Origin of the sequence: Variovorax sp. E3, assembly GCF_016082275.1 — a bacterium.
GTDB lineage: Bacteria > Pseudomonadota > Gammaproteobacteria > Burkholderiales > Burkholderiaceae_C > Variovorax.
Genome location: NZ_MOWM01000103.1, coordinates 16,683 through 27,244, shown reverse-complemented (window position 1 = coordinate 27,244; position 10,562 = coordinate 16,683). Strand labels below are relative to the sequence as shown.

The window sequence follows — 10,562 nt, the reverse complement described above, 5'->3', positions numbered from 1 at the left end:
GCCACGGCGGGCAGCGCATCGACCGCGCCGTCCACCTGCGTGAAGCGCGGGCTCGGGTTGCCCCACAGCGCGGACAGCAGCTGGCGCGCCGAGCGCAGCGTGCCCTCGGCCTGCAGCAGCTCGACGCGCGTGCCGGCCTCGGCCACGCGCGCCTTGGTTTCTTCGAGCGGCGACACCTTGCCGGCCGCCACGCGATTGGCCGCCGCGCGGGTGGCCGTCTGCGCCAGGCCCAGCGAGTCCTGCGCCAGGCGCAGGCGCTCCTGCGCGGTCAGCACCTCGAAGAACGCGGTGATGGTGGCGGCGCGAATCTCGGCGCGGCGCCCCGCCAGTGCCGATGCGGCCTGGTCACGCGCGCGCTGTGCGGCCGTCACGCGCGCCGCGCGCTTGCCGCCCAGCTCGATCGGCTGGCTCAGCTGGAAGGTGGTGGTGCGGTTGTCGCGGCGCAGGTCTTCCACCTGCGCGCCGAGCGTGGGGTTGGGCCAGGCGCCGGCCTGCACGATGGCGGCCTCGGTGGCCTCCTGCTCGTGCGACGCGGCGGAAAGGCCGGGATTGGCCTGCAGCGCCATGGTCACGGCGCTGCGCAGGGTCAGGGAGCCCGCGGGCTCCAGCGTCCGGGCGGCCGGGCTGGAAGGCACTGACGGGGAAGACAAGGAACCGGCCGTGGCCTGTGTGGCCGGTGTGATGACTTGTTGTGAATATGCCGGGGGCACCGCCATGGCCAAAGCGGCCAGCGGCACGAAGAGCGTGCGCATCGAATTCTCCTGGGTTGCGAAACAACGGACGGACGAATTCGGCGAGAGCTCAGCTGATGGTGTGGATCAGAAGGGGTGTGTGTTCTCTCGCCGAATCAGACGGCGAGAGACCAGTCGGGACGCACCGGAACGTCGGAGATGTGCGAGTCGAAGCGCTCGGCCCGCACGATGCGCAGCGGCTGGGCCACCCGCCGCGTGGACAGCACCGGCGCGGCCTTGCCCTCGACATGCTGCGCATAGCCGACATGGCAGGTCGCGCAGTCGCCGACCACGGCATTGGGCTGGGTGCTGGAGTTCTTCTGCGCGCCCTCGCCGCTGTGGCTGCGGTCGGTGCCGCGGGTTTCGTGCTCGTGGTGGCCCCAGTGCCGGGGCTGCGTGTCGCGCTCGTGCTGGCAATAGGCTGAAGCCGCCGCCCAGCTGAGCTGGAACGGAAGCAGGAACAGCATAAGAATCAGGAACCAGCGGCGCATGTGGGCAAAAAGTATATCGGCGGGCCTGGTCGCGGCCTTCGGCAATGTCCCTGCGATGTGCAGGCCCTGCGCAATGTATGACACGGGCTCGGGCGTTTGTCCGTCAATAGGATTACGAAAACGTAACCGGGGCATCAAAAGTGCTTCGATACCATTCACCCATGCGAATTCTTGTTATCGAAGACGAGCCCAAACTCGGCGACTACCTGAAAAAGGGGCTCGAAGAGAACGGATACGTGGTCGACATCGCCCGTGACGGCATCGAGGGGAGATACCTCGCCACCGAGGGCGACTACGCGCTGGTCCTGCTCGACGTGATGCTGCCCGGCATCGACGGCTTTGCCGTTCTGCAGGCCATCCGGCGTACCAAGAACGTGCCCGTGCTGGTGCTCACCGCGCGCGACAAGGTCGAAGACCGCGTGCAGGGGCTGCAGCAGGGGGCCGACGACTACCTCGTCAAGCCCTTCTCTTTTTCGGAACTGCTGGCGCGCGTGCAGGCGCTGCTGCGCCGGGGCAAGCCGCAGGAGTCGACCATGCTGCGGCTGGCCGACCTGGAGCTGGACCTCATCAGCCGCAAGTGCTTTCGCAACCGCGTGCGCCTGGACCTCACGGCCAAGGAGTTCACGCTGCTGGTGGTGCTGCTGCGCCGGCGCGGCCAGATCCTGTCGCGCACCACGCTCGCCGAGCAGGTGTGGGACATGAACTTCGACAGCGACACCAACGTGGTGGAAGTGGCCATCCGGCGCCTGCGCAGCAAGCTCGACGACCCGTTCGACGTGAAGCTGCTGCACACGGTGCGCGGCATGGGCTACGTCCTGGAAGACCGATCCTGGGCATGAGCCCCCGGCCGCACTCCCTGCAGAGCCGCCTGTCGCTCTGGTTCGCCGCGCAGACCCTGTTCGGGCTCAGCGTGATCTGCCTGGCGATCTACCTCGTGACGGCATGGAGCTTCGGCCAGAAGCAGGAAGAAGAACTCGACAACAAGGCGGTGCTGGTGCGGCACCTGCTGACCGAGGCAGAGAAAGGCGGCGACCTGGCCTTTCTGCGCCACAAGCTCGACGACTTCTTCTCGATGCAGGACGACGTGACGCTGTCGATCTCGCACGCGGGCCAGGTGCTGTTCGAGTCCACGCCCGCCGCCGGCGGCCGCTGGGTGGTGCGCGACATCGAGGTGCCGTGGTCGCAGCGCACCCCCGCCACGCAGCTGTCGGTGCGCATCGGCGTGAACATGGCGCAAGAGGCGCTGCTGCTGCGGCGGCTCGCATGGACGCTGCTGGGCGCCGTGGTACTGGGCACCGCGCTGGTCTCGCTCACCGGCATGTGGCTGGTGCGGCGCGGGCTGCGGCCATTGAAGACGCTGGCCGAAAGCACCGCCGCCATGGCGCCCGACAAGGCCAACCTGCCGATCGACGCCATGGGCTTCGCCGAAGAGCTGCGCCCTTGGATCACCCAGTTCAACGCGCTGCTGCTGCGGGTGCAGCGCGCCTATGTGCAACTGGAGTCGTTCAACGCCGACGTGGCGCACGAGCTGCGCACGCCGCTGGCCAACCTGATCGGATCGACCGAGCTCGCGCTCACGCGCCAGCGCAGCAACGAAGAGCTGCAGGCGGTGCTCGCGTCCAACCTCGAAGAAATCGGCCGGCTCTCGGGCATCGTGACCGACATGCTGTTCCTGTCGCAGGCCGAGCGCGGCACGCCGATGCGCACGCGCGCGGCGACGAGCCTGGCCGTGCAGGCCGGCGACGTGATCGACTTCTACGACGCCATGCTCGAAGAAGCCGGCCTGCGCGCCGAAGTGGCGGGCGACGCCATGGCCGACGTGGACGCCGCGCTGATACGCCGCGCCCTGTTCAACCTGCTGGGCAACGCCATCCGCTTTGCCGCGCCGGCCTCGACGGTGCGCATCGAGATCGCGCAGGACAGCCGCGAATTCACCGTCACCGTGGTCAACCGCGGCGAGCCGATCGACCCCACGGCCCTGCCCCGCCTGTTCGAGCGCTTCTACCGCGCCGCGCACGCACGCGACGGCTCGACCCGGCACCACGGCCTGGGCCTGTCGATCGTCGAGGCCATTGCGCGCATGCACGGCGGACGCGTGTTCGCGGCCAGCCAGGGCGGCGAGACGCGCATCGGGTTCACGGTGCTGCGCGGCGGCTGACGCTGCCTTCGCAAGAGGCCCGGGTCAGGGCTTGGCGTGCGCCGCCGCATCGGCGACGGCCGGTGCCTTGCGGCCGATGAACAGATTGATCAGCGGCCCCGTCATCGCCGTGGTCGCGAGCGCCATCACCAGCAGCATCGTGAACAGCTCGGGGCCGATCAGGCCCGCATCGAGGCCGATCTTCATGACGATCAGTTCCATCAGCCCGCGCGCGTTCATCAGCGAGCCCGTGGCCAGGCTGTCGCGCCAGCCGTAGCCGGCCATGCGTGCGCCGACCGCGCCGCCGGCGATCTTGCCGAAGGCGGCCACGGCCAGGATGAGCATCATGGCGCCGAAGCCCGCGCCCGAGAACGCGCTCGACGTAGTGCCCAGCCCCGCCAAGGCAAAGAACAGCGGCATCAGCACGACGATGGAAATCGGCTCGATGCGCTCGCTGAGCGACTTCAGCAGCCGGTCGTCGCGCGGCAGGCAGGCGCCGAACAGGAAGGCGCCGAACACCGCGTGCAGGTGCAGCCATTCGGTGGCCAGCGCGGTGACCAAGAGGCCGATCATCAGCGAGGCCATGACGGTGGTCGAAGGTTCGCCCTCGGGCGCTTGGTGCGCAGCAGCCAGGCAAAGGCCGGCTTGAGCCCGAAGAACAGCGCGCACAGCACCACGGCCATGCCCAGCGTGGTCTTCAGCAGCCCCTGGTAGCCCTCGCCCGCGCCCACCAGCGCGACCACGAAGGCCAGCAGGATCCACGCGAACACGTCGACCACCGCGGCCGCGCCGAGCGACAGCTGGCCGAAGGGCGTGCGCGTCATGCCCCGGTCCTTGAGGATGCGCGCCATCACCGGGAAGGCGGTGATCGACAGCGCCGACGCCATGAACAGCGCGAACGGCCAGAAGCCGACACCGGCCGGCGCCAGCGTCGGGTACAGCACCGGCGAAATCGCGATGCCCAGTGCCAGCGGCACGACCACGCTCAGCACGCCCACGTAGCCCGCCGCGCGCAGTTGCTCGCGCACGCCCCTGGACGCGCGCAGCTCCAGCCCCACCACGAACATGAACAGCACCAGCCCCACCGTCGACAGCGACGACAGCCCCTGCAGCGACTCTCTGGAGAACAGCTGCGCGTGCAGCGACGGGAACAGCGCCCCCATGACGACCGGCCCCAGCATGAGCCCGGCGGCCATTTCGCCGACCACGCTCGGCTGCCCGACGTGGCGCAGCACCCAGCCGCAGACACGCGCGGTGCTCAGGATGACGATGAGTTGCAGCAGCAGGGACGTGGTGGACATGCGGCCGATGTTAGTTGGGCCCGGGCGCTTCGAACCAGCGATTGGCCCAGTGGTTGAGCGGTGTCAGCCGCTTGACGAGCTCGCCGCCCGATTCGGTGAGCACGTAGCCCGCATCGACGAGTTCGACCACGCCGCCGGCGCGCAACTCCTTGAGCCGGTCGTTCATCACCGAGGGCGACATGTCGTCGGTGCTCACGCGCAGCGCCCTGAAGCTCTGCGGCAGGCCGTCGCGCAGCTCCCAGAGGATGCGCAGCGTGCCCTTGCGGCCGAGCTGCTCCAGCAGCCGCATGATCGGGCGGCGCGAGGGGGTGGGCTGTTCTTCTTGCATGGGGGAGGTCTTTGCGTGTCGGTTTCCAAAGGGTGTGCGAAAGGCTGCGCTTGCGCTACGCATTTCGTAGCGATAGACTGCGTCAAACGCTACGATTTTCGTAGCGATTTCACCGCATTCTATGAAAGGAAACGCGCATGGCCCCCGTCGCACCGGACAGCACCCCGAGAATCCCTCCGCTCGAAGCCCCCTACCCCGACACCATCGGCGAGCTGCTGCGGCGCATGACGCCGCCGCAGGCGCCCGAAGTGCTGGCGCTTTTCCGGGTGATGGCCGTGAACCCCGCCCTGGCCGAACGCACGCTGGACCTCGGCCGCTACCTGCTGGGGCGCAAGGCGGCCATCGGCCTGCGCGAGCGCGAAATCGTCATCCTGCGGGTCTGCGCCCGCTGCGGCGCCGAGTACGAATGGGGCGTGCACTGGACCGGCTTCGCCGACGCGGCCGGCTTCAGCGAGACCGACCGGCGGGTGATGGCGTCTGCAGACGGCGACCTGTCGCTGCTCGCGCCGCGCGACCGGCTGCTGGCGTCGATGGTCGACCAGTTGCACGACGGCAGCGATGTGGACGATGCGCTGTGGCAGGCGTTGAACGCGCACTGGAGCCACGCGCAACTGGTCGAGCTGATGATGCTCGCGGGCTGGTATCACGCCGTGAGCTACGTGTGCAACGCGGCGCGCGTGCCGCTTGAGAAGTGGGCGGCGCGCTGGTGAATTCCGGCTGCCAGCCGTCAAAGGTGGTAGCCGGTAGCATCCGGGCGCCCACGATGGCGCGATGGGTTGATGGATCTCATCGCACCCACGCCTCGATCTCGCTGCGCCCGATGCCCAGATCGTTGAGCTCCTGATCGCTCATCTGACGCAACGACAGCCGTTGCCGCGTCCGTTCACGCCGGGCCCGCATGCGGGCGAACCACCAGCGCAGCACGGCGAGCGACAAGGCGGACAGCAAGGCAGGAAATGAGCGTTCCATGGCTGGCTCCTGACGGGAATGAGCCCACCATCTTGCGCGCCGACAGGCCATTGTGGAAGTTTGCCGAGGGCTGGCATCAGACGATGCATGTCCAGATGCCGCCGCTGAGCCTCGCCCTGCTTTTTACTTCTCGGTGCGCATCAACCGCAGCCCGTTCGCCACCACCAGCAGGCTCGCGCCCATGTCGGCGAACACGGCCATCCACATGGTCGCGCTGCCGAACACCGCAAGCACGAAGAACACGGCCTTGATGCCCAGCGCCAGCGTGATGTTCTGCCACAGCACCGAATGCGCGCGGCGCGACAGGCGGATGGTCTCGGGAATGCGGCGCAGGTCGTCGTTCATGATGACCACGTCGGCCGCTTCCATCGCGGTGTCGGTGCCCGCGCCGCCCATGGCGAAGCCGATATCGGCCTGCGCCAGCGCGGGCGCGTCGTTGATGCCGTCGCCGGTCATGGCGGCCGCGCCGTAGCGCTGCTGCATGGCCTTGATGGCGTCGAGCTTTTCCTCGGGCAGCAGATTGCCGCGCACGTCGTCGATGCCGGCATGCGCGCCGATGGTCCTGGCGGTGGCGGTGTTGTCGCCTGTGAGCATCACGGGCACGACGCCCAGCGCGCGCAGCTCGGCGATCGCGGCCTGCGACGATTCCTTGATGGTGTCGGCCACCGCGAACAGCGCGAGCACGGCGGTGTCGGACGCCAGCAGCGTGACGGTGCGGCCCGCCTCCTCATGGCCCTTGAGCGTGGCCTCGAGTGCCGGCGAGCACAGCCCGCGTTCTTCGATCAGGCGGTGGTTGCCCAGCACATAGGCCTGGCCTGCGAGCGTGGCCCGCACGCCGCGCCCGGGCAGCGCGGTGAAGTCGCCGACCTCGTCGCGCTGGCCCTTGAGGCCCTCGGCAATGGCCTTGGACACCGGGTGGTCGGAGCGGCCCGCGATGCTCGCGGCCACCGCGAACACGGCGGCTTCGTTGGCGGACGCATCGAGCAGCGAGGACGCCACCAGCTTGGGCTTGCCTGCGGTGATGGTGCCGGTCTTGTCCAGCGCAATCGCCTTGAGCTTGCGCGCTTCTTCGAGGTACGTGCCGCCCTTGATCAGAATGCCGCGCCGCGCGGCCGAGGCCAGCGCGCTCACCACCGTGACGGGCGTGGAGATGACCAGCGCGCACGGGCAGGCAATGACCAGCAGCACCAGTGCCTTGTAGATGGCCTGCATCCACGTCCAGTCCATGAACAGCGGCGTGAGCACCGCCACGGCCAGCGCCAGCACGAAGACGGTGGGCGTGTAGATGGCGGCGAACTTGTCGACGAAGCGCTGCGTGGGCGCGCGCGAGCCCTGCGCCTCCTCGACCGCGTGGATGATGCGCGCCAGCGTGGTGTTCGACGCCACCGCCGTCACGCGGAACTCCAGCGCGGCGGTCTGGTTGATGGTGCCCGCGAACACGGGGTCGCCCACGGTCTTGTCGACCGGAATGCTCTCGCCCGTGACCGGCGCCTGGTCGATGGCGCTGGTGCCTTCGGTGACGATGCCGTCCAGCGGCACGCGCTCGCCGGGGCGGATGCGCGCCACGGCGTCCAGCGCGACGGCGTTGGCCATCACGGTCTGCCAGCTGCCGTCGGGCTGCTTCACCTCGGCCTGTTCGGGCGCAAGCGCCAGCAGGCTCTGGATGGCGTTGCGCGCGCGGTCGACGGCGCGCGCCTCGATCAGCTCGGCAATGGCATAGAGCGCCATCACCATCGCGGCCTCGGGCCACTGGCCGATGATGAACGCGCCGGTGACGGCCACCGCCATCAGCGCGTTGATGTTCAGGCGCCCGCGCACCAGCGCGGCAAAGCCCTTCTTGTAGGTGTCCAGGCCGGCCAGCCCGATGGCGCCGAGCGCGAGCACCATCTCGAGCGCCATGAAGCCCTTGCCTTCGAGCGCCATGAACGAGATCGACTCGGCCACGATGGCCAGCACCAACGCCGCGACCAGGCGCACGAGGCCGGCGTTCATGCCCGCGATCTGTGCGGGGGCCGCGGCGCCCTGCGCGCCCGCCGCATTCAGCGGCTCGGGCTTGAAGCCGGCCTTGCGGATGGCGGCCAGCGCCTCGGGCAACGCGCCGTCTTCCGTGGTGATGGCCATGGTGCGTTCGCCGAGGCGAAAGCGCAGCGCCTTCACGCCCGCGATGGGCTCGAGCGCGCGGCGGATTTCAGACTCTTCCACGGCGCAGTCCATGGTGGGAATGCGGAACAGCAAGGCGCCCTTGGGCACGTCGGCCGTGTCGGGCGCGAGTGGAATCGCGCTGCCGTGGCTGCCGCCGCCGCAGCACGCGTCTTCGGCATGCGAGTGGGCGTGGGGCTTGGCGTGGTCATGTCCGTGGTCATCGCCGTGCGGATGGGAATGGGCATGCGGCACGGGCCGGGTCAGAGCGTTTTCGTTCGTCATGCAATCGATTGGAAACCCTGAAGCAGGTGTAGAGTCAAACGCTCATTTCCACTCCCGTTCATTTGCCGCATCATGAAAATCGGTGAACTGGCCAAGGTCGCGAACACCCCCGTCGAAACCATCCGGTACTACGAGCGCGAGCAACTGCTGCCCGAGCCCGCGCGCACCGACGGCAACTACCGCATCTACGACGAAGACCATGCCCAGCGCCTGGGCTTCATCCGCCGCTGCCGCTCCCTCGACATGACGCTGGACGAGATCCGCAGCCTGCTGAAATTCCGCGACGCGCCGCAGGAAGACTGCGGCCAGGTCAACCAGCTGCTGGACGACCACATCGGCCACGTGGCCTCGCGCATCGCCGAGCTCAAGACACTGGAAAAGCAGTTGAAGGCGCTGCGCCTGCAGTGCGGCGGGCCCGAGTCCGCGAACAGCTGCGGCATCCTGCAGGAGCTGGACACCGCCGCGCTCGCGCCCGAGACCTTCGGCCAGCACGCAGGGCATGTGCACGGCTCGCTGCACGGCGCCGCCGGCAGCAAGCGGTCGGCCTGAGCCGCTGCTGCTGCTACTACTTGCCGACCAGCTGCGTCAGCTTCTCGGCCTCGAAGCATTCGTCGCGCGCCGCATCGCCGGGCACGCAGTCCTTGGTGGTGCCCGAGCGGTCCGACAGCTTCTCGATCGCCTGCCACAGCAGCGCGATCTGGTGCTCCTGGCTCGACGCGTTGTCGATCAGCCCGCGCATCGCCTGGCTCAGCGGGTCGTCGTCCTGCGTGATGCCGTAGGCCGAGAACTTCTGCGGCGCGGCCACGTCGGCGCTCTCGCCGGCCTTCGACGGGATGATGCGCGCGGGAATGCCCACCGCCGTCGCTCCCGCCGGCACCGGCTTGATGACCACCGCGTTGCTGCCGATCTTGGCGCCGTCGCCCACGACGAAGCCGCCCAATATCTTGGCCCCCGCGCTCACCACCACGTTGCGCCCCAGCGTCGGGTGCCGCTTGGTGCCCTTGTAGAGCGAGGTGCCGCCCAGCGTCACGCCCTGGTAGATGGTGCAGCCGTCGCCGATCTCGGCGGTCTCGCCGACCACCACGCCCATGGCGTGGTCGAAGAACACGCGCTCGCCGATCTTCGCGGCCGGGTGGATCTCGATGCCCGTGAGCCAGCGCGCGCCGTGCGCGATGAAGCGCGCCGGCCACTTGAAGCCATGGGTCCAACACGTGTGCGCCCAGCGGTGCAGCACCACGCATGGAAGCCGGGGTAGACCGTGATCACTTCCCAGGCGCTGCGGGCGGCCGGGTCGCGTTCGAGGATGCACCGGATGTCGGCGCGCAGTCGAGAGAACATCGCTGCCTTTTGTCGTTATATCGATATGGGGCGGGCAGTCTATAACCCGCCGTCATCGCTTACGCGCGATAAGGTTTTACGAGCCCCGGGGCGGGCGCGTCGCGTCGCTCATGGCCTTGGCGATGCCGCGCAGGATGTGGATCTCTTCCGGCGTGGGCTGAGCGCGGTTGAAGAGCTGCTGCAGCCGCGGCATGAGCTTCTTGGGCGCTTCGGGGTCGAGAAACCCGATCTCCACCAGCGAGCGCTCCCAGTGGTCGAGCATGCCGGCCACGGCCTGCGCGTCGGCCGCCTGCACCGGGTTCACGGCCTCGCGCACCCCGTAGCCGCCCAGCGCCAGCCGCCATTCGTAGGCGACCACCTGGATGGCCGCGCCCAGGTTCAGCGAGCCGAACTTCGGGTCGGTCGGAATGCTCAGCGCCACGTTGCAGCGGTAGACGTCTTCGTTTCGCATGCCGAAACGCTCGGAGCCGAACAGGAAGGCCACGTGCTGGTCCCCCTGCTTTCCCAGGGGTTCCAGGTGCTCCCGGGGGGTGCGGGTGGGCGGGCCGAAGTCGCGCGGGATCATGGCGGTGGCGCACAGGTGGGTCACGCCGTCCAGGGCTTCGTCGAGAGTTTCGACGATGCGGGCATTGGTCAGCACGTCGAGCGCGCCGCTCGCGCGCTGGATGGTTTCCTCGCGCCGCAGCACGTTGGCCCAGCGCGGGGCCACCAGCACGAGGTCGTCGAAACCCATGGTCTTCATGGCGCGGGCGGCGGCGCCCACATTGCCGGCGTGGCTGGTCTGGATCAGGATGAAACGGGTGCGCATGAGGGGGTGGGGAGACACAAAACGGCGGAGCCGGT

12 protein-coding genes and 1 pseudogene are annotated in these 10,562 nt (G+C 68.8%); 4 read left to right on the top strand and 9 right to left on the bottom strand.

Going from position 1 to position 10,562, the window contains the following annotated elements; translation table 11 throughout:
* Nucleotides 1-752, bottom strand: a 752-nt coding sequence (locus BMG07_RS27705; protein ID WP_198087225.1) for a TolC family protein, incomplete at its 3' end; no start/stop codon positions are given.
* Between the two features lie 95 nt (nt 753-847).
* On the bottom strand, nt 848-1,306 hold the full coding sequence (czcI, locus tag BMG07_RS27700) for a cation efflux protein, CzcI family (RefSeq protein ID WP_307867094.1): 459 nt from the start codon (nt 1,304-1,306) through the stop codon (nt 848-850).
* 77 nt (nt 1,307-1,383) lie between these two features.
* Between czcI and BMG07_RS27695 the strand changes: the two genes are divergently transcribed.
* Nucleotides 1,384-2,061 carry a heavy metal response regulator transcription factor gene (locus BMG07_RS27695; protein WP_198087224.1) on the top strand — a complete coding sequence of 226 codons (678 nt, stop codon included), beginning with the start codon at nt 1,384-1,386 and terminating at the stop codon, nt 2,059-2,061.
* On the top strand, nt 2,058-3,380 hold the full coding sequence (locus BMG07_RS27690; protein ID WP_198087223.1) for a heavy metal sensor histidine kinase: 1,323 nt from the start codon (nt 2,058-2,060) through the stop codon (nt 3,378-3,380). Before BMG07_RS27695 ends, BMG07_RS27690 begins: the two co-directional genes overlap by 4 nt.
* Before the next feature lie 24 nt (nt 3,381-3,404).
* Here the strand turns inward: BMG07_RS27690 and BMG07_RS45085 are convergent, their stop codons facing one another.
* The 3 genes from BMG07_RS45085 to BMG07_RS27680 are packed head-to-tail and all read right to left on the bottom strand — an operon-like array spanning nt 3,405 to nt 4,988.
* Entirely contained in the window at nt 3,405-3,932 is a 528-nt protein-coding gene (locus tag BMG07_RS45085) for a cation:proton antiporter (RefSeq protein ID WP_374221325.1), read from the bottom strand.
* Nucleotides 3,932-4,660: a cation:proton antiporter gene (locus BMG07_RS45080; protein WP_374221324.1), complete on the bottom strand. Its 729-nt coding sequence runs from the start codon at nt 4,658-4,660 to the stop codon at nt 3,932-3,934. Before BMG07_RS45080 ends, BMG07_RS45085 begins: the two co-directional genes overlap by 1 nt.
* A gap of 10 nt (nt 4,661-4,670) precedes the next feature.
* On the bottom strand, nt 4,671-4,988 hold the full coding sequence (locus BMG07_RS27680; protein ID WP_198087222.1) for a helix-turn-helix domain-containing protein: 318 nt from the start codon (nt 4,986-4,988) through the stop codon (nt 4,671-4,673).
* Nucleotides 4,989-5,125: 137 nt separating this feature from the next.
* On the opposite strand from BMG07_RS27680, the gene BMG07_RS27675 reads away from it, so the two are divergent.
* Entirely contained in the window at nt 5,126-5,698 is a 573-nt protein-coding gene (locus BMG07_RS27675) for a carboxymuconolactone decarboxylase family protein (protein ID WP_198087221.1), read from the top strand.
* Nucleotides 5,699-5,774: 76 nt separating this feature from the next.
* On the opposite strand, the gene BMG07_RS27670 is transcribed toward BMG07_RS27675, so the two are convergent.
* Entirely contained in the window at nt 5,775-5,957 is a 183-nt protein-coding gene (locus BMG07_RS27670; RefSeq protein WP_198087220.1) for a DUF1127 domain-containing protein, read from the bottom strand.
* Nucleotides 5,958-6,080: 123 nt separating this feature from the next.
* Nucleotides 6,081-8,381 carry a cation-translocating P-type ATPase gene (locus BMG07_RS27665; protein WP_198087219.1) on the bottom strand — a complete coding sequence of 767 codons (2,301 nt, stop codon included), beginning with the start codon at nt 8,379-8,381 and terminating at the stop codon, nt 6,081-6,083.
* A gap of 72 nt (nt 8,382-8,453) precedes the next feature.
* On the opposite strand from BMG07_RS27665, the gene cadR reads away from it, so the two are divergent.
* The gene (gene cadR, locus BMG07_RS27660) at nt 8,454-8,930 is read left to right on the top strand and encodes a Cd(II)/Pb(II)-responsive transcriptional regulator (protein ID WP_198087218.1); all 477 of its coding nucleotides are present in this window, start codon (nt 8,454-8,456) and stop codon (nt 8,928-8,930) included.
* 16 nt (nt 8,931-8,946) lie between these two features.
* On the opposite strand, the pseudogene cysE reads toward cadR, so the two are convergent.
* A pseudogene (gene cysE, locus BMG07_RS27655) lies at nt 8,947-9,719 on the bottom strand (serine O-acetyltransferase).
* A 76-nt stretch (nt 9,720-9,795) separates the two neighbouring features.
* A complete protein-coding gene (locus BMG07_RS27650; RefSeq protein ID WP_198087217.1) occupies nt 9,796-10,527 on the bottom strand; it encodes an RNA methyltransferase in 732 nt (243 codons plus the stop codon).
* Nucleotides 10,528-10,562: the final 35 nt, after the last annotated feature.

Coding starts and splice junctions, on each gene's coding strand:
- BMG07_RS27695 (WP_198087224.1), top strand. CDS start 1,384: ATGCGAATTCTTGTTATCGAAGACGAGCCCAAACTCGGCGACTACCTG.
- BMG07_RS27690 (WP_198087223.1), top strand. CDS start 2,058: ATGAGCCCCCGGCCGCACTCCCTGCAGAGCCGCCTGTCGCTCTGGTTC.
- BMG07_RS45085 (WP_374221325.1), bottom strand. CDS start 3,932: ATGATCGGCCTCTTGGTCACCGCGCTGGCCACCGAATGGCTGCACCTG.
- BMG07_RS45080 (WP_374221324.1), bottom strand. CDS start 4,660: ATGTCCACCACGTCCCTGCTGCTGCAACTCATCGTCATCCTGAGCACC.
- BMG07_RS27680 (WP_198087222.1), bottom strand. CDS start 4,988: ATGCAAGAAGAACAGCCCACCCCCTCGCGCCGCCCGATCATGCGGCTG.
- BMG07_RS27675 (WP_198087221.1), top strand. CDS start 5,126: ATGGCCCCCGTCGCACCGGACAGCACCCCGAGAATCCCTCCGCTCGAA.
- BMG07_RS27670 (WP_198087220.1), bottom strand. CDS start 5,957: ATGGAACGCTCATTTCCTGCCTTGCTGTCCGCCTTGTCGCTCGCCGTG.
- BMG07_RS27665 (WP_198087219.1), bottom strand. CDS start 8,381: ATGACGAACGAAAACGCTCTGACCCGGCCCGTGCCGCATGCCCATTCC.
- cadR (WP_198087218.1), top strand. CDS start 8,454: ATGAAAATCGGTGAACTGGCCAAGGTCGCGAACACCCCCGTCGAAACC.
- BMG07_RS27650 (WP_198087217.1), bottom strand. CDS start 10,527: ATGCGCACCCGTTTCATCCTGATCCAGACCAGCCACGCCGGCAATGTG.